The organism is Methanobacterium lacus, assembly GCF_000191585.1.
GTDB classification, from domain to species: Archaea; Methanobacteriota; Methanobacteria; order Methanobacteriales; family Methanobacteriaceae; genus Methanobacterium_B; species Methanobacterium_B lacus.
On record NC_015216.1, the window covers coordinates 1938819 to 1956243 of the forward strand.

At 38.4% G+C, this 17425-nt stretch carries 18 protein-coding genes; 4 read left to right on the forward strand and 14 right to left on the reverse strand.

Annotated elements, in window-relative coordinates; translation table 11 throughout:
* Positions 1–25: 25 nt before the first annotated feature.
* Positions 26–799, reverse strand: a complete 774-nt coding sequence (gene nucS, locus METBO_RS09335) for an endonuclease NucS (RefSeq protein ID WP_013645461.1) — start codon at positions 797–799, stop codon at positions 26–28.
* 262 nt (positions 800–1061) lie between these two features.
* Here nucS and METBO_RS09340 point away from each other — a divergent pair, with 262 nt between their 5' ends.
* From METBO_RS09340 to METBO_RS09355, 4 genes are all read left to right on the forward strand, one after another.
* Positions 1062–2102 carry a cobalamin B12-binding domain-containing protein gene (locus METBO_RS09340; RefSeq protein ID WP_013645462.1) on the forward strand — a complete coding sequence of 347 codons (1041 nt, stop codon included), beginning with the start codon at positions 1062–1064 and terminating at the stop codon, positions 2100–2102.
* A gap of 211 nt (positions 2103–2313) precedes the next feature.
* The gene (locus METBO_RS09345) at positions 2314–2748 is read left to right on the forward strand and encodes a hypothetical protein (protein ID WP_013645463.1); all 435 of its coding nucleotides are present in this window, start codon (positions 2314–2316) and stop codon (positions 2746–2748) included.
* Between the two features lie 102 nt (positions 2749–2850).
* The gene (locus tag METBO_RS09350; RefSeq protein WP_013645464.1) at positions 2851–4053 is read left to right on the forward strand and encodes an FAD-dependent oxidoreductase; all 1203 of its coding nucleotides are present in this window, start codon (positions 2851–2853) and stop codon (positions 4051–4053) included.
* Between the two features lie 134 nt (positions 4054–4187).
* Positions 4188–4541, forward strand: a complete 354-nt coding sequence (locus tag METBO_RS09355) for a tautomerase family protein (protein WP_013645465.1) — start codon at positions 4188–4190, stop codon at positions 4539–4541.
* A gap of 157 nt (positions 4542–4698) precedes the next feature.
* On the opposite strand, the gene METBO_RS13125 is transcribed toward METBO_RS09355, so the two are convergent.
* The 13 genes from METBO_RS13125 to dapB all read right to left on the reverse strand — a co-directional run bounded on the left by METBO_RS13125 (position 4699) and on the right by dapB (position 17304).
* Positions 4699–6309, reverse strand: coding sequence for a histidine kinase dimerization/phosphoacceptor domain -containing protein (locus tag METBO_RS13125; RefSeq protein ID WP_013645466.1), 1611 nt, complete (start codon positions 6307–6309; stop codon positions 4699–4701).
* A 46-nt stretch (positions 6310–6355) separates the two neighbouring features.
* Complete coding sequence (locus tag METBO_RS09365; RefSeq protein ID WP_013645467.1) at positions 6356–7855, reverse strand: sensor histidine kinase; 1500 nt, start codon at positions 7853–7855, stop codon at positions 6356–6358.
* 395 nt (positions 7856–8250) lie between these two features.
* Positions 8251–8829, reverse strand: coding sequence for an acetate uptake transporter (locus METBO_RS09370; protein ID WP_013645468.1), 579 nt, complete (start codon positions 8827–8829; stop codon positions 8251–8253).
* A 65-nt stretch (positions 8830–8894) separates the two neighbouring features.
* Positions 8895–10796 (reverse strand): acetate--CoA ligase, encoded by a 1902-nt coding sequence (gene acs / locus METBO_RS09375; RefSeq protein WP_013645469.1) that lies wholly within the window; start codon positions 10794–10796, stop codon positions 8895–8897.
* Between the two features lie 126 nt (positions 10797–10922).
* Positions 10923–11066 (reverse strand): hypothetical protein, encoded by a 144-nt coding sequence (locus METBO_RS13690; RefSeq protein WP_158304910.1) that lies wholly within the window; start codon positions 11064–11066, stop codon positions 10923–10925.
* Positions 11067–11220: 154 nt separating this feature from the next.
* A complete protein-coding gene (locus METBO_RS13695) occupies positions 11221–11400 on the reverse strand; it encodes a class I SAM-dependent methyltransferase (RefSeq protein ID WP_013645470.1) in 180 nt (59 codons plus the stop codon).
* Complete coding sequence (locus tag METBO_RS14125) at positions 11337–11576, reverse strand: class I SAM-dependent methyltransferase (protein WP_083804489.1); 240 nt, start codon at positions 11574–11576, stop codon at positions 11337–11339. The genes METBO_RS13695 and METBO_RS14125 overlap by 64 nt, the downstream gene beginning before the upstream one ends.
* Positions 11485–11922 (reverse strand): hypothetical protein, encoded by a 438-nt coding sequence (locus METBO_RS13445; RefSeq protein ID WP_013645471.1) that lies wholly within the window; start codon positions 11920–11922, stop codon positions 11485–11487. Before METBO_RS13445 ends, METBO_RS14125 begins: the two co-directional genes overlap by 92 nt.
* 164 nt (positions 11923–12086) lie before the next feature.
* A complete protein-coding gene (gene thsA / locus METBO_RS09390; RefSeq protein ID WP_144017559.1) occupies positions 12087–13754 on the reverse strand; it encodes a thermosome subunit alpha in 1668 nt (555 codons plus the stop codon).
* A gap of 313 nt (positions 13755–14067) precedes the next feature.
* Positions 14068–14478, reverse strand: coding sequence for a hypothetical protein (locus METBO_RS13960; RefSeq protein WP_013645473.1), 411 nt, complete (start codon positions 14476–14478; stop codon positions 14068–14070).
* Between the two features lie 78 nt (positions 14479–14556).
* Complete coding sequence (locus METBO_RS09405) at positions 14557–15093, reverse strand: hypothetical protein (protein ID WP_013645474.1); 537 nt, start codon at positions 15091–15093, stop codon at positions 14557–14559.
* Positions 15094–15405: 312 nt separating this feature from the next.
* Positions 15406–16452 carry an aspartate-semialdehyde dehydrogenase gene (gene asd, locus METBO_RS09410; protein ID WP_013645475.1) on the reverse strand — a complete coding sequence of 349 codons (1047 nt, stop codon included), beginning with the start codon at positions 16450–16452 and terminating at the stop codon, positions 15406–15408.
* 30 nt (positions 16453–16482) lie between these two features.
* A complete protein-coding gene (gene dapB, locus METBO_RS09415; protein ID WP_013645476.1) occupies positions 16483–17304 on the reverse strand; it encodes a 4-hydroxy-tetrahydrodipicolinate reductase in 822 nt (273 codons plus the stop codon).
* Between the last annotated feature and the right edge of the window lie 121 nt (positions 17305–17425).

Below are 17425 nucleotides of genomic sequence, written 5' to 3' on the forward strand. Positions count from 1 at the left end.
TAATAACAGTAGTTATTACAAACAATTAAGTTTTAGTATCTTGTGTCTTGGAAAAGAAATCCAACGTGAGATTTTTATCTGCCCCAAATTCTCTGGGAGGGTCTAATGGTTTAAATTCTAGTTTGAAACCTTCAAGAAGTTCGGCTGCATCATCTGTTACAGATGGTGCCACCAGAATTCCCCTAACAAATTCCTTGTGATCAGAAAAATCATCCAAATAGCGTTTTAATTGTTTAACAGCATTTATCCCGGCCCTACGACTTTTAAGTTCGAGCACCACAACATTGCCATTTTTATCCTTTCCCAGCACATCAATAAATCCTGTTGATGTGGGATATTCCTTAGTTGAGGGTCTAAATCCTTCTTCAATAATATCAGGAGTTTTAAATATCATTTCACGCATATTTTCTTCATAGCCAGTCAACTCCAAATCCTTGTTATCCTTTCCATTGTAGTAGGATGCCACGTATGTCTTGTGAATTACCACCTGCAGCCTTTCTGGAGGACTTCTTCTACTGCCTTCGAGTATTATGTTTCCATCCTTTAAAACTGCACTGCAGTTGGATTTTGGAGGTTGCCAATTCACTGGTTCTAGGTTGATGTTCTGGTGAACCATGAAAGAACCATCTGACTTGATCATAACCATCCTATCCCCTGCTCCAAGTTTACTTCTAGCCCTACCATCATAGTTCACAGTGCAACATGCAACTACTACAACAACCGCCTTCTTTGACAGTCCCTCATTAATTATCTCAAATGTACGCTGATGATCTGGATTTTCTTCCGACAAAAATTTCATGAACTACTTTTTAATAGACCTGCATAAAATAATTAACCATAACCAAATATCGAGTCACAACAACTAGGAGGGTTAGTCCACCCACTTATTTTTAAACCATAAAAATAATCTGACTAATTTAGGGTTAGATTCAAAAATTCAGACATAAACAAAATTTATATCCTTTTAAAGACCTAATTATTAATGTAGTTTTAATATTAATCATGGAAATTCACAGTCCAATTTATATAATTATTCTAACAGTGGCTTGGAGGTTATTTGATTGTTGAAAGATGCGAATGAACTGGCAATTGAAATTGTAGATAAACAGTTCGAAACAAAGAACAAATTTTACAAGTTTTATGGCGAATCAGAGTTTAATAAATACATCGAAGATACTGAGTACAGTCTTTCATATCTTTTTGAAGCAATTGAAGCATCCAGCCCCGAACTCTTTGAAGATTATATTTCGTGGGAGAGAATATTTCTGGTGAATCTTGGAATGCCTGAAGAACTTTTGAAGGAAAGGTTGGAAGTCATGGAAGATGTCATCATCAGAAATTTATCCCCTGAAAGGAGCAGTCTTGCTGTTAAATATATTGAAGACAGTATAGATCATCTCACAGAACCCTCCAAGTATGTTTCATTTGTAAATGAGGATCAACCCCTTGTAAAACTGTTAGAACAGTACATTGACCTGCTTCTTAAAGGTGATCGTCATTCAGCCGGGAAAATGGTGATTGAAGCTGTTGATAATGGGATCAGTGTCAAGGATATTTATCTGAATGTTTTTCAAAGTTCTCTCTATGAAATTGGGAGACTTTGGCAGGAAAATAAAATTACAGTTGCACAGGAACACTACTTCACCGCCGCAACACAGCTTATAATGTCCCAACTCTATCCCTACATATCAAGAACCAAAAAAACTGGAAAAGTTTTGGTTGCAACCAGTGTAAGTAAAGAGCTTCACGAGATTGGGGTGAGGATGGTTGCTGATTTCTTTGAAATGGACGGATGGAAAACAATATATTTAGGTGCAAACACCCCAGGGGATGGGGTTATTGAATCCATCACCACCAACCATGCTGATTTACTTCTTATCTCTGCAACCATCAGTTCTAACATAGGTGAGGTTGTGAGGCTCATTAGAAATGTGCGTTCATGTTCACAGTGCGGTGAACCTAAGATAATTGTGGGAGGTTATCCATTCGGTGTGGATAAAGAGCTTTGGAAGAAAGTTGGTGCCGATGGCCAGGCTGAAAATGCTGAAAATGCGGTTTTACTCGCAAACAGCATAGTTTCAGAAGGTTATGACAGTTTTTAGGATTGAACCATCCATACATTTCTCTGGATAATTTTCATAAAATCCAAAAAAAGGATATAATACAATGGATAATTTAATTACAAAAAATAATTGTAAATATTTTTTTGTTCAAAAAAAAAATTAATGTTTAATTACTGGTCGGGATCTTTAAAAGTATCGAGACCGGATTTATGGAATACAAATTTAACCTTATTTATGGAGGAAATTTTGGATGGCCAACTTCAGCGTTGAAACTGCAATCGTAATAAGCTTTATATTGGGACTTGCACTTCCTGTGATTCATCTCGGAGGAGTATTTTCCATTTTCATCATGGGATTTGCAGCAACTTACCTCACCAAAACAGAAAACACCAGTGCAATGGTTGGCGGAATAGCTGCAATTGTTTTTGGAGTGTTTTTCTTCTTCTTCGGATTTTTAACAGGTCCAACACTTCCCTACACACTTCCAAGTCCATTGGCCCTGGGTATTCTTGTTCCTTTAACAGGTCTTTTTTACCTTTTAATGGGATTAATAGTGTCAATAATCATATACGGTGTCATTGGAATGTTGGGAGGGTACATTGCCCTCAAATTTTTCAAGGAAAAAAAAGAGAAGAAACAAGAATTTGAACCAAGAAGGCCTCAAAGAACTTTGAAAAGATCTTAAATCATTCCATATTTTCTTTTTACCAGACCTTCTCAATTGGAGCATAGAATAAATTGTTCTTAGCAGAGCTATATTTTTTTAAAGGATACAAGGAATTTTGTGATGGATATGAAAGATGTTATCGTTGTTGGAACAGGTGCCGGCGGTGCCACAGTTGGAAGGGAACTGATAAAAAGGGGAATGAAAGTAACCTTCATTGAAAGGGGTCCCAGTGATACCACTGGAAATGCATACAAACACTACGATAATTGTGATGTGGGTGTGGAGCTCTTAAAAACATCATGTGTCGGAGGAACCACTCTTGTCACAGCAGGAAATGCTGTTAGAACATGTCAGGAACCATTTAAGAAACTAGGTATCGATCTTGAAACTGAGTTTAATGAAATTGAAGCAGAAATGGGAGTTTCAAAACTCCCAGATTCACATTTTGGTGATGGTACCAATCTTATAATGAAAACTGCAAAGGAATTAGGATTTAACACCCAAAAAATGCCCAAGTTCATTGAACCACAAGAATGTAAACCCTGTGGAAAATGTGCATTTGGATGTCCAAGGAATGCTAAATGGACGAGTCAAGAGTACGTTAACGATTCATTAAATAAAGGAGCTAAACTGGTAACAGACACCAACGTCACAGAGTTAATCATTAAAAATAATGAAATTAAAGGGGTTAAAACTCAGGATAAAGAATTTTACGCAGACCACGTTGTTCTTGCAGCTGGAGGGATTGAAACTCCCAGAATCTTAAGAAGGAGCAACATTGAAGCTGGAAATCATCTCTTTGTAGACAGTTTCATAACGGTTGGTGGGCTTTTAAAGGATATTAAGTTCGATACCGAAGTTACCATGAACTCCCTCATAAGTTTGGGCGATGTTATTTTAGCCCCACATTATTCTGAGATGCTGGTTAACAATCTGAGAGAATTTGATGCCCGAAGTAGTGATATTCTTGGGATGATGGTGAAGATCGGGGATGAACCATCTGGAAAGGTTCGCGAAGACCACATCCAAAAGTTCAGCACTTCCAAGGATGTTGGTTTACTTGCAAAGGGTGCTGCAGTTGCAGCAGCCATACTCAAAGAATCAGGAGTTGATCCAAAAACCTTGACCAGCACCATAGCCAGGGGTGCACATCCAGGTGGAACCGCAGCAATAGGAGAAGTAGTGGATAAAAATCTTGAAACAGAAGTTTCAGGCTTGTTTGTTTCAGATGCAAGTGTATTTCCATGGGCTCCAGGTGCACCACCAGTACTCACCATAGTTGCACTGGCAAAGAGGCTTGGAAACTACATTGGATCTGTTTGATCAAACTTGTAAATGAAAAACAAAAAATTTTAAATATTTATTTTTTTTGATAGTATTCCTGTGAAAGCAAGAGTTGTCCAGAAAATTTATCTAGACCCAAAAAAATGGGTTTCATTTAGGAGACAAGAACTAAAATGCCAATGGTAAAAATTGAAGTTTTAGAAGGTAAAACATCAGACTACAAAAAATCTGTATTAAACAGTATTAAAAATGCAATTAAAGATGCTGTGGCTGTTGATGAAATTAAAATAGTCCAAAGATTATATGAAATTTCAGAAGAAACCTGCACCATACCATCTGACAGAAGTAAAAACTTAACGATCATTGAAATAACCCTTTACCCTGGAAGGACTGAATCAACAAAAAAGAAGCTCTTCAAGGAAATAGTTAAAAATCTGTCTGAAGATCCTGGAATTGAAGCTGGAGATATCATAACAGTACTTCTTGAACCTCCAATGGAAAATTGGTTGTTTAAGTACCCTGACTGATATTTAAGGATACAGATCCATTAAATTTCAGGTATTAACCCTTTCCTAATTAAGTTTAAAGCTTAAATATTTGGAAAACTCTAAAAATAGCTTTCCATAAATTTTTTTTGAATAGAGTAGAATTAAAAAAATTAGTAGATTGAATTAAAATTATGCTTTAAAACCTGCTAAAATCTATTAATGTCATTTGAAATTCCTTGAAAGTTCCATCGGAATTTATAATAGGAGTTACTTCTACGTATGCATCAAATTCATTTCCTTCAGCCCTTAAAAGTGCCATTCGATACTTCTGCTTTTTCCATGTTCTTATTGCTTTGTCGTTGTAATTTTCAAATATTAACCGTGAATCTGATCGTAGAAAGCTTAAAAATGAGGTGTTTATAAGTCCTCCGAGTGATATTCCCAACATTGAAGCACCAGTATCATTTATTTCCTTGATTATACAGTCCTTTCCAAGGGACAGATATCCTACAGGTGAGGAATTGTAGAGATCTAGATATTTTTTTCTGGATTCTAAAATTTCCCTTTTGGATGTTTTGAGTTCTTCCTTCTGCATTTCCACCTCTATCTGGTGAACCTGCAGATCCTGCAGCAGTTCATGGTAATCCTGAGGTATTGTTTCAATATCATCAATTCTATTGTTCAATATTCTTTCAGCTGTTTCACGAAGTTCTCTGGACCTGTAGGCCGTGGTTATGGTATCCTTTATTCCAGATCTTGTTTCGTAAACAAGTTCCATGAAAAGCAGTTTGAATGTTGTTCCACCATTCTTAAAGAGTTCAATTTCACCTTCAAGCTGATTTGTGAGGTTATGAACTAATCTAAATCCTAAAGATGGACCATTTTCAAAATCTATATCATCCGGTATTCCAATTCCATTGTCGCTTATGGTAAGCAAGTATTGATTTTGGTTGTAGTGTTTGAGACTCACTGCTATTTCCCCATTTTTATCTGGAAATGCGTATTTAAGGGAATTTGAAACCAGTTCGTTTATGAGCAGTCCGCAGGGAATTGCAGTTTCCATATTGAATGGAACATTATCTATGTCTAGTTTGAGCCTCACACTTGGAGGAGCTCTGTGTGAACTGAAAAGATCTGTTAAGAGGCTTTTACAGTAGTCTGCAAATTTGATGGTGGAAAGATCGTAGGATTGATAAAGTCTTTCATGAACCTTTGCCATGGATTTAACCCTGTTCTGACTGTCTTTAAACAGCAGCAAATCACTTGGATCCTTTACCTGTGTTGATTGAAGTGACAACATGCTGCTTATTATCTGCATGTTGTTGTTTACCCTGTGATGAATTTCCCTGAGCAGGGTTTCTTGTTCATTCAATGATCTCTTCAGTATCTCATTTTTTGCGGTGAGCTCGGTGAGTTTTATGCGTTCCTGTTCTGCTTTGTGTCTGTTTAAAACTATTTCTACGTTGGTTTTGAGTTCACGTTCTTCAAAGGGTTTTACAATGTATGCGTAGGGTTCTGATAGTTTTGCCCTGTTGAAAATTTCCTCGTTTCTGTAGGCTGTGAGGTAGATAACTGGAATTCCATATTGGTTGTTGATCCTGTTGGCTGCCTCAATACCATCCATATCCCCCTCTAGCATGATGTCCATGAGAACTAAATCTGCATTGGTTTCCATTGCCTTCTGAATTGCTTCCTCTCCAGAGGGTACCAGATCTGGCACTTCATATCCAAGATCTTCCAGCAAAAATTTGATGTCTTGGCCTATGAGTTCTTCATCTTCAACAACCAATATCTTTTCGTTAGTCATTTTATCCTATTTTTTACAATTTAACCCAAATCTAAGGGTTTTAACTTTATTGTTCTTCGTTAAATACTCTGTTTTTGTATTGTAATTCATTAAATTCTAATTTAAATTTTGTTCCATCTCTTCTGTCCAACTCCATCTCTGCCTTGAGTTGGTTGGATAGGTATTTGATGAGCTGCATTCCAAAGGTTTCTGAATTTTCTGGATCAACTGTCAGGGGTATTCCAACACCATCATCAGACACTTGGAGTGTGAACCTGTCATTCTCGTTTGAATGAAGTTTAATTGTGATTGTACCGTTTTCACCTGGTTTAAATGCATATTTCAATGAATTTGAAACCAGTTCATCTATTATGAGTCCGCAGGGTATTGCAGTTTCGATGTTTAGATACACTTCTTCCACATCTATATTCATTTCCACCTTGCTGTTTTCCAGTTCATAGAAGTAGAGCAGGTCTTCTGCCAGTAACTTAACGTATTCATCGATCTTGATCTTGGCAAGATCTTCGGACTGGTACAGTTTCTCATGGAGAATTGCTATGCTTCTAACCCTGTTTTGTGTTTCTTTGAATATTTCTATCGATGCATCATCTTCTATGAATCTTGATTGGAGTCTAAGTAGGCTTGAAATAACCTGTAAATTATTCTTTACCCTGTGATGAATTTCTGCAAGTAGCATTTCCTTTTCTTTGAGTGAAGATCTGATCTTCTCCTCAGCCACCTTCTGTTCGGTGATATCCTGCTCAGTGACAACCAGTCTTGGTGCCGCTCCTGAGGTTTCATTGATTACCAGACCCTTAGATGAAAGTATCCTTACAGACCCATCTGACTTTAAAATACGGTAGTCATGTGAAAAGCTTTCATGTAATTCAATGGCATTGAGAATGCTTTTCTCCACCATAGGTCTATCTTCAGGGTGTATGAGTTCTATGATTGCATTATATCCATCCCCTAATTTGGATGGATCTGTACCCATGATGTTGTAAAATTCTGCTGAACAACGCATTTTATTCGTGTTTATATCCAGTTCCCAACTGCCTATGTGCCCAATTTTCTGTGCTTCAAGCAGCTGTCTATGACTGTTAATCAACGCTTCTTCAGCCATTTTACGTTTTGAATGTTCTATAACTTCTTCCAAAGCTCTGTTCACAGCATGCACAATTTTAGATAAACTGCCCTTTAAAACGTAGTCTGTTGCTCCGCATTTAAGAGCTTCTATTGCAAAATCTTCCCCCATCTTTCCACTCACGAAGATGAATGGTACATCTGGAACCAGTTGGTTTGCAATTTTCAGTGCAGACAGTCCATCGAAGTTTGGGAGTGAATGATCAGCAAGGATGATATCAGGCATAAAATGTTCTAATTCATGTAGGTATTCATGTTCCTCTTCCACACGTCGTGAAATGAAATTCATACCACTTCTTTGGAGTTCTCGATCAATTAATTCTGCATCAAATGGTACATCCTCAATTATCAATATCTTAATTTGTTCGTCCATTTTGATCTTCTCTGACGAATTTTTTTCAACATCACAAGCTTGAAAACGCATTATAAACCTTTTTTTGTAAGTTAACAAAAAAATATAATTAACAAGTGACTTTTATTGAAAACTTAGTAGTATTTATTATTGTGAGCGGTGCCTCCCCTACTGCACCTCAACTTCATATTAATAAATTGTGAAATTAGGTTATATAAAGATATTCATTATTTTAAAAGATTTCTGAATTAATTGGATAATTTTTCAACATGTAGATGAAAATTATTTTAAAAAACTACTTATTTTAAACAAAGACTAAATTCCCTCAGTTAACTGCTGCCCCAATATTAAAAAGATATAAAAAAATATTAAATCGGATCCCACCAATTAAAGCCATTTAACAGGCTACTTTCATTGATCACCAATTTAATAGATTTTTTGGGTAATTCGGCCCAACTTGTTACTGTTTATACCAGCAGCACATCTCTTTTATAGGTTTCGTTTATCACAGTTGCAAGGCCCACGTAGACTGCTGAAAGTCCTGTGAATATTCCTTCGTAACCTGCCACCAGTGTTAGGGTTGGATTTCCAGTTAACTCTGCAGCTGTTAGAAGGAAGAACAGTCCAGCCAGTGAAATGAATACGACTTGAAGTCCTCTGCTGTGTTTCAAAGTTCCTATGAACATTACAAGTGTGAATAATCCCCACATAAATAGGTAAGATGCAAGTGCAGCTGGATCTGGTGCTGCTGCAAGACCTAGCTTTGGCAGTATGAGCAGTAAAACAAAACTCCACCAGAAAAGGCCGTAGGATCCAAACGCCACCATACCAAAGGTATTTCCCTTTTTGTACTCCATCCAGCATGCCATGATCTGTGCTATTCCACCGTACGCCACTCCCATTGCAAGGATCATGCTGTTCATAGGATAAAATCCTGCGTTGTGAATGTTCAATAGTACTGTTGTGAGTCCGAATCCCAAAAGTCCTAAAGGTGCAGGATTTGCTGTTAAATCTTCTAGTACTATTTTTTTAACTTCTTCAACCATTTTTTATCCCTCTAAACCCTTCAGTAATTATTAAATCTTAATTTCGTGTCATTATGACAATTTTTTTATTCTTCGAGTGTTGATGTGTCCCCAAGATCCTCTCCGGATTCCTTGGCCCTGAGTAATCTCCGCATAATTTTTCCACTTCGGGTTTTTGGTAGTTTTTCCACCTGTTCCATTTCACCGATGACTGCCACTGGTCCAAGTTCATATCTCACGTGTTTGTTCAGTTCTTCGATTAGTTTCGTTTTTAGTTGGTAGCCTTCCTTGAGTATCAGAAACGCTTTGATTACCTGTCCCTTGATTGGGTCGGATTTTCCTATTACTGCTGCTTCTGCCACAGCAGGGTGGCTTACAAATGCTGATTCTACTTCGGCGGTTCCCACCCTGTGCCCTGCAATTTTGAGTACATCGTCGGATCTTCCCTGTATCCAGAAGTATCCATCTTCATCTTTTCTTGCCATGTCCCCTGCCTTGTAAACTCCGGGAATCTGGTTCCAGTACACTTGTTGAAACCTTTCTTCATCCTCGTAAAGGGTTCTGAACATGGCTGGCCATGGTTTTTTGATGACGAGGTAACCTCCCTTTCCAAGGGGTACTGGATTTCCGTCTTCGTCAACCACATCTGCATCTACACCTGGAAATGGTTTGGTTGCAGAACCAGGTTTAAGATGGGCTGATGGCAGGGGTGATATTAAATGCATTCCTGTTTCTGTCTGCCACCATGTGTCCATGATGGGTGTCTTTTCCTTTCCAACGTTTTTGTAAAACCACATCCATGCCTCTGGATTTATGGGTTCTCCCACCGTTCCCAATATTCTCAACGAGGATAGGTTGTAAATATTAGGGTACTTGTTTCCAAATCGCATAAGGTGTCTTATGGCTGTTGGTGCCGTGTAAAATTTGGTCACTCCGTGTTTTTCGATTATTTTCCACCAGGCACCAGGGTCCGGGTAGTCTGGTGCTCCCTCATAGACTATGGTGGTTGTTCCAAGGAGTAGTGGTCCGTATATTACGTAGCTGTGTCCTGTGATCCATCCTATGTCTCCTGTACACCACCAGAGATCATCCTTTTGTATGTCGAAGATATTTTTGAGGGTTGTTGCCACGCCCACCATGTAACCTCCAGTTGTGTGTAGAACTCCCTTGGGTTTTCCTGTGCTTCCAGAGGTGTAGAGTATGAACAACGGATCTTCGGCATCCATCCATTCTGGTTCGCATTCTGCGGGTTCTCCCTCTAAAAATCTGTCGTAGAATATTTCTCTTCCACTCAAGTCCGATACATTTATTTCGCTTCCTGTGTGTTTAAGGACAATTACTGTTTCGATTGTGGGGCACTGGAGAAGTGCTTCGTCACTTATTTTTTTGAGGTTTATTATTTTTCCTCTTCTGTAGGTTCCATCTGCAGTTATGAGTATTTTAGCGTTGGCATCATTCATTCTCTCCACAAATGCACCTACACTTAGTCCTGAGTACACAACACTGTGAACAGCCCCGATCTTTGCACATGCCAGCATTGATATTAGAAGTTCCGGACACATCGGCAGGTACATGGATACTGTGTCTCCCTTATTAACTCCTAGGTTTTTCAGGCCGTTAGCCATTTTGTTTACTTGTCTGTAGAGCTCGTAGTAGGTGAGTTTTTCTTCGTCACCCCTTTCATTTATGTACAGTATGGCAACTTGATTTCTTTTTTCAGTGTATATCCACCGGTCTACTGCGTTGTAGGTGAGATTTATCTTTCCATTTACGTACCATTGGTAGAATGGTTTGTTTGTTTCGTCGAGTACTTTATCCCATTTCTCGAACCATTCTAATTCTTCTGCTTTTTCTTCCCAGTAAGCCTCGAAGTTTTTTCCCTTCTCAATCTCATTTTCCCAATTTTTTACGTGGGCCCGTTCCACAGTTTCAACATCGGGTTTGAAAATTCTTTTCTCATCTAGAAGAACGGTTGTATCACGTTTCATTTTTTTCCACCTTTATTCTGCCTTTTACACCCTCTGCTACTGAATAAGTTCTTCAAGCTATAAATATTTTCCTATGATTAATCATGATAAATTATTTATTGGTAAAAAAAATCAATGAAAGAAGTGTTATTTTCGTTTAAATTCTTGAACAGCTTGGATGTAACCGGTTTTTGTAACCACATTTATACCCTTCAGCATAGACTGAAGCATATCCATCACCCTCAGGTCCAGGTTCTTGGGATTGTGCAAGTTTGCCTTTGCATTCAACACCTTAATAAACACCATAAACAGCGTATAAACCCATTAAAAATGGAGATTGTGAAGATTTTTATTCTTGGTCTGCGTTGCAAGAGAACATGATCATGGATCCATTGATCCTGTAGCGAAAGTTTTCAAATCCATTTTGTTTGAGAAAATTTTCAATCTACTCCACTTCAAAGAAGTGAATATCCAATTTTTCAAGATATTCTTGATGTTCTGGTTCCTTCCAAACACCCTCCTTTACATAGGTCATAACAGCCAAGGTACCACAGTCCTTAATTACCCTTCTAATTTCTGCAAGTGTGGCATCAATGTCACTGAAAAGTTGCATAGCATCATACATGATACTCCCTGAAACTGGTCATCAGAGAATGGTAGCTTCAAAGTATCGGCACGTGCCAATGTTACATTCTCCAAATTTTCTTCTTCAAGCTTTAATTTTGCTTGTTTTAGCATTTCCATGGATAAATCCACTGCCCATACATGAGAAGCTTCCCTTGAAAGACTTCGGGTGTACATTCCTGTACCGGCATGCAAGGTCGAGTATTGACTGGTGCTGGGGTTTGAGTATACTGTTTAAACCATCTTGAATGCCCTGGTTTATTATGGGTACCATCAAATCTTCGGGCTGTGTAGCTAAACCTCCAAAAAATTGGTAAATTCTAGACAGGTAATTCACTGATTCGTACTGTTCTGGTACGTTGTCAAAATAAGCATCCATTTCCCTGGTTTTACCGTTATCAACCCAAAAATATGGTATGTCATCTAGTAGGTTGAAGGTGTTTCCACAGCTGCATTTAAACAGTTCACCATGGAATTCTAATTTTTGTTTACATAAAGGACAGGAAAAATCGTTGTAGTTCATAGTGAAACAACCATTTTCTAGGGATATTTTTTTAGATATAATTTTCCCTTTGTATGTTGGTGCCCTGTTGTTATAAACAATTATCTACAGGCTGTTAGATAAAAACTTAGAATTTGAAAATTCAGATTAAAAAAAAATAGAAAAAAATGGGTTTAAAACCCTAATTACATCATTGGAGGCATACCGCCAGGCATTCCACCCATACCTTCCATTCCACCCATATCAGGTTCTCTTGGAGTTGTGGATGCAATTACATCATCAATTCTTAGGATCATTTCAGCTGCTTCTGCTGCTGACTGGATAGCCTGTTTTTTAACCCTGTTAGGTTCGATAACTCCAGCTTTGTACATGTCCCTTACATCGCCTTTGAATACATCGAGTCCCATGTATATGGATTTTTCATGTGCTGCCCTTAGATCCACGAGTGAGTCTATGCTGTCGAGTCCTGCATTTTCTGCGAGGGTTTTTGGTACGACTTCTAGTGCTTCAGCAAATGCTGCTACTGCTAGCTGTTCCCTACCACTTATGCTGTCTGCATATTCTTTTAAGCCCTTTGCAATGGAGATTTCTGCTGCTCCTCCACCTGCTACAACTTTACCGTCCTCAACTGTTGCTGCAACTACACCTATTGCATCGTCGACTGCCCTTTCGATTTCGTCAACAACGTGGTCTGTTGAACCCCTTACGAGTAGGGTTACAGATTTAGGGTCTTTGCATCCTTCCACGAAGATCATTTCTTCGCCGGAAATTCTTTTCTCTGCAACGGATCCTGCTTCTCCTAGGTCATCAAAGGTCATGTCTTCGATGTTGGATACAACTTTTGCACCGGTTGCCCTTGCGAGTTTTTCCATGTCGGATTTTTTAACTCTGCGTACTGCTAAAACTCCTGCTTTAGCTAGGTAGTGCTGTGCTAGGTCGTCAATACCCTTCTGACAGAAGAGTACTGTTGCTCCTGCATCGGTGATCTTTTCTACCATACCCTTGATCATTCCTTCTTCCTGTTCTATGAAGGCCTGCATCTGGGTTGGGTCTGTTATCCTGATTTCTGCGTCAACTTCAGTTTCTTTAACTTCTATTGCGCTGTTTAACAGTGCTATTTTAGCGTCTTCGACCTTTTTAGGCATTCCAGGGTGAACTCTTTCTTTGTCCACAATTACTCCCTGAACGAGCTTGGATTCTTCGACAACTGCACCGTCTTTTTTCTCTATTTTTATGTGGTCGGTGTCAATTTCGCCATTTTCTTCTACCTGTTTAACAGCTGCTACTATGAGTTCTGCTAAAGGTTCTCTGGCTTTTTCTGTACCTTTTCCTGTCATTGCTGTCATAGCAACTTTCAGGAGGGTGTCCCTGTCATCTGCATCTATGGATATGACGTTGAGAATTTCTTGTGCCTTCTCTGCTGCCTGTCTGTATCCCATTGCTATGATGGTTGGGTGAATTTCCTGGTCGAGCAGTCCTTCTGCCTTTTTCAGTAGTTCTCCAGCAATGATAACTGCTGTTGTTGTTCCATCTCCCACTTCGTCTTCTTGGGTTTTTGCAACTTCTACTAACATTTTTGCTGCTGGGTGTTCAATATCCATTTCCTTAAGAATGGTCACACCGTCGTTGGTCACTACAATATCTCCAAGTGAATCGACAAGCATTTTGTCCATTCCCTTAGGACCTAGTGTTGTTCTCACTGTTTCTGCGAGTACTTTACCAGCTAAAATATTCATTCTCTGAGCATCTCTTCCTAAAAACCTGTTTGTACCTTCAGGTAAAATTAAAACTTGTTGGCCTTGGCCGCCTAATTGTGCCACAGTATCACCTCTTTTTGTATATATGTAATTCATTAGTGGGTTAGAGGTTATATAAATAGTTTGTGATCGAACTTTTTTACGAAACTTTTCGATATCGAAACCCATAGATCACCATCGTAGACCCTAATTTAATATCTACAAGATTGTAGAGTTTATTTTTTTATATAAATACCATATCGAAGCTAAATACTTAATAAAATAACATACTACACCGCAATTATGAAATGAAAACTAAATGATATTTAGGTTTAAATATAAATACAAAATTACTTGAAGTTCACATTTATGCCAATATTCTACCTTTGAATAATCCTTTAATTCATTATATGAAGCGCATATCACCATTTCACATATAAGTTCTGTATATAATAAGCATTGAAATTAATAAAACCGGCAATACCAGAACAGAGGATATAATTAGTATTAAAATACCGTGTTGTTTATCATTACCACCTCTCCGATAAAGGATAATTCCTATTACAATGGATGCAAGTGCAAAGAAGATAATGGACACATACCCAACATAGGCTAACGTAGATGTTGGTTCTTGTTCAGTTATATTATTAGGAGGGTATGGATTTTGTTTGAAATATTTTAATGTACCCCCACAATCACAATTACAATTAAAATCTTCAATTTTTTCTCCAGGTTGTAATTCATAAAACCCGCCACAATTATCACAAACTAAATATCCCTCACTAAGTATTCCATCCCTTTTATTACGGAGTCTTAACTTTATTTGTTCATTGGTGACCATAAAATTAGCCCTGTATAGGATATTATAATTTGATGATATTTTTTATTTTAAGAATTTAACAACTTTTGGAGTTTAAATCTATCTATCAATCTTTATCCAGAATGTTTTACCATCCTCAACTCTTGATTTAAAATAGCCCTTTCTTTCAAGATTTTTAAGGGCACTTTCCAGGTTATCATGGGACAACTCCTTAAACCCAATGGTTCTGAGGTGTGAAAAATGAATTGCAGTATCCTGTTCTTCAAAGGGTAAAAGTTCATATATCTGGGATTGGAAGGATGTGAGATTCCGTCTGGGAGGAGAAATAACAGCCTCGAAGTATATCTTCACTGTTTCAAGTTCACTGATTTTCTGGTCCCTCTCCTCAATCATGGTCTTAAGAAGTTCTATTTCATCTTCTTTAATCTTGATGCTTTCCTGTATTTCTTCATCCTTCCTCTGGATGTGTTCACTGAGTTCTTGTTTCAATGACTCAACCTTCAGATCATCGGTTGCAGAATTTGAGGATTCCTTCTGACATTTCTTGAGTTCAATCTTCAGCTTACTGATTTCAAGCAAACATGCTTTAACAAGTTGCCTCAACTGTTCTCTCTCAGTGTCCTTTAACAACGGCATTGTATCACTACATTTATCTATGTATCCACGCAGTTTTAAGCTTTAAGATATGAACCCTATGGTAACTACGAAAAAGTTCATTCCAAAACCAAGCCATTCCAAAAATATCACAGGGATAACTAGGATCTAAATACAAACTCACACTGAAACCATCGTGAAACAAACAAATGCCAATAAATACAGCTTCAACATTGTTTTAAAAGAGAATAAAAATGTAAACATAATTAATATAAAAATTGGCTATAAAAAATTAGAAGATTGAATTTGTCTTAAAAAAAACGGGATACTGGAATTCCAGTATACAACTATTTTTTAGAGTATTTCATTGATGAGCTCAGCATTTAAAATTGAAGCTCCTGCAGCACCCCTTATGGTGTTGTGCCCTACAAGAACATATTTTAAACTGTTACTGTACACTTCATCCCTTCTTAATCTGCCCACAGATACTGCCATTCCATTACCAGCCATTCTATCCATTCTTGGCTGGGGTCTGTTGTCTTCCTCACGGATCACAACAGGATCCTCTGGTGCAGAGTAGAGGTTCAGTTTCTGTGGAAGTCCCTTGAAGTTTGTAAGGGATCCTTTAACTTCGTCCAGGTCGAAATCGTCATCCATTTCAATGAAAACAGCTTCTGTGTGGCCGTCAAGAACTGCCACCCTGTGGCAAGATGCACTGACACCAAAATTAGCGTTGTTAACTGTTTCCCCGTCAAAGTCTCCTAGAAGATGGAGGGTTTCGCTCTCCATTTTTTCTTCTTCCTCACCAATGAATGGTACCAGGTTGTCGACTATGGCCATGGAGGGTACTCCATTGTACCCTGCTCCACTCACTGCCTGCATCGTGGATACGTACACCCTTTTAATGTTAAACTGATCGTATAAAGGTTTTAAAGTCATTACCAACGCTATTGTGGAACAGTTTGGGTTGGTCACAATAAAACCATCCCATCCCCTCCTTTTTTGCTGGGTTTCGATCAGGTCCAGGTGCTCAGGGTTGACTTCAGGAACTACCAATGGCACGTCAGGTTCCATTCGCATTGCACTGGCATTTGATGCTACTTTCATGCCTGCCTCTGCAAATTTAGGTTCAACCTTAGCAGCATTTTGAGAAGGTAGTGCTGAAAAAACAATTTCAACATCCTTAACTTCCCTTGGATCTGTGTTGACAACCACAGTGTCCTTCACTGCATCAGGTATTTTAGTTTCAAGGTGCCATGTGACTGCATCCTCGTACTTCTTCCCTGCAGATCTACTGGAAGCTGTAAGTGCTGTTACCTCAAAATCTGGATGATCAGCCAGCAGTTGAATAAAACGCTGCCCCACCATTCCTGTTGCGCCTAAAATTCCTACGTTTACCATTTGTAATCACCTGTGTATCTCATGAATTAATTATTTAATGCCCAGCACATCACCCATGTCGCTGATACTGCCCTTTTGGGCAGTACCTACGTATCTCAAAGCTTTAATCACTCCACTCACAAATGATTGTCTGCTGTGGGCCCTGTGTACTATTTCGATTCTTTCGCCTTCACCTGCAAAGAGTACTGTATGATCTCCAACAATATCCCCTCCCCTAACAGCGTGAATTCCTATTTCCTCATCTGTTCTTTCACCGACAATACCCTTTCGTCCGTAAACACCAACTTCATCCAAATTCCTGTTCAATTCTTCGGCTATTATTTCAGCTGCACGAACAGCAGTTCCAGATGGAGAGTCTTTCTTGTGCCTGTGGTGTGCCTCTATAATTTCAACATCGTAATCTCCAATGAGTGCTGCCACATCCTTAATTATCTTGAAGAAGACGTTAACTCCAACAGCCATGTTTGGTGCAATGACTGCACTCACCTGATTTTTATGTATGGACTCTTTAATCTCTTTAAGCTGTTGGTCTGAAAATCCTGTTGTTCCCACAACAAGATTAACACCTTCCTTGGAAGTTGTTTTAATGGTTCCAACTGCAGCATCGGCAATTGTAAAATCTACAAGAACATCTGCTTTACTGGTTTTAAGTGTTTCAGCCAGTTTTTCAGCCCCGTTGACTTCAACACCTAACTCACCAATACCAATTATTTCTCCAACATCTTTTGATTGGAATGGAGTGTTTGGGCTCTCGATAGCTGCCACCACTTCCATATCATCTTGTTCCAATATTTTTTTTAGTATCTTTGAACCCATTCGTCCACATGCACCTGTTACTGCCACTTTGATCATTTTCTTAAATCCCTCCTAAGAGTATTTTAGAAGCTCGATGGTTCCATTAAAAACCTCGAATAAATAGTAAACAAAAAAAAATAAATGGTTTCCAAAATAAGTCTGAAAACTAATAAAATTT

Bases quoted from the DNA above. Each gene is read 5' to 3' on its own strand.
- METBO_RS09345 (WP_013645463.1), top strand. From the start codon at position 2,314: ATGGCCAACTTCAGCGTTGAAACTGCAATCGTAATAAGCTTTATATTG.
- thsA (WP_144017559.1), bottom strand. From the start codon at position 13,754: ATGAATTACATATATACAAAAAGAGGTGATACTGTGGCACAATTAGGC.
- METBO_RS09365 (WP_013645467.1), bottom strand. From the start codon at position 7,855: ATGCGTTTTCAAGCTTGTGATGTTGAAAAAAATTCGTCAGAGAAGATC.
- METBO_RS09350 (WP_013645464.1), top strand. From the start codon at position 2,851: ATGGATATGAAAGATGTTATCGTTGTTGGAACAGGTGCCGGCGGTGCC.
- METBO_RS13125 (WP_013645466.1), bottom strand. From the start codon at position 6,309: ATGACTAACGAAAAGATATTGGTTGTTGAAGATGAAGAACTCATAGGC.
- METBO_RS09370 (WP_013645468.1), bottom strand. From the start codon at position 8,829: ATGGTTGAAGAAGTTAAAAAAATAGTACTAGAAGATTTAACAGCAAAT.
- METBO_RS13695 (WP_013645470.1), bottom strand. From the start codon at position 11,400: ATGTATGATGCTATGCAACTTTTCAGTGACATTGATGCCACACTTGCA.
- acs (WP_013645469.1), bottom strand. From the start codon at position 10,796: ATGAAACGTGATACAACCGTTCTTCTAGATGAGAAAAGAATTTTCAAA.
- asd (WP_013645475.1), bottom strand. From the start codon at position 16,452: ATGGTAAACGTAGGAATTTTAGGCGCAACAGGAATGGTGGGGCAGCGT.
- dapB (WP_013645476.1), bottom strand. From the start codon at position 17,304: ATGATCAAAGTGGCAGTAACAGGTGCATGTGGACGAATGGGTTCAAAG.
- METBO_RS13445 (WP_013645471.1), bottom strand. From the start codon at position 11,922: ATGAACTACAACGATTTTTCCTGTCCTTTATGTAAACAAAAATTAGAA.
- nucS (WP_013645461.1), bottom strand. From the start codon at position 799: ATGAAATTTTTGTCGGAAGAAAATCCAGATCATCAGCGTACATTTGAG.
- METBO_RS14125 (WP_083804489.1), bottom strand. From the start codon at position 11,576: ATGTACACCCGAAGTCTTTCAAGGGAAGCTTCTCATGTATGGGCAGTG.
- METBO_RS09355 (WP_013645465.1), top strand. From the start codon at position 4,188: ATGCCAATGGTAAAAATTGAAGTTTTAGAAGGTAAAACATCAGACTAC.
- METBO_RS13960 (WP_013645473.1), bottom strand. From the start codon at position 14,478: ATGGTCACCAATGAACAAATAAAGTTAAGACTCCGTAATAAAAGGGAT.
- METBO_RS09405 (WP_013645474.1), bottom strand. From the start codon at position 15,093: ATGCCGTTGTTAAAGGACACTGAGAGAGAACAGTTGAGGCAACTTGTT.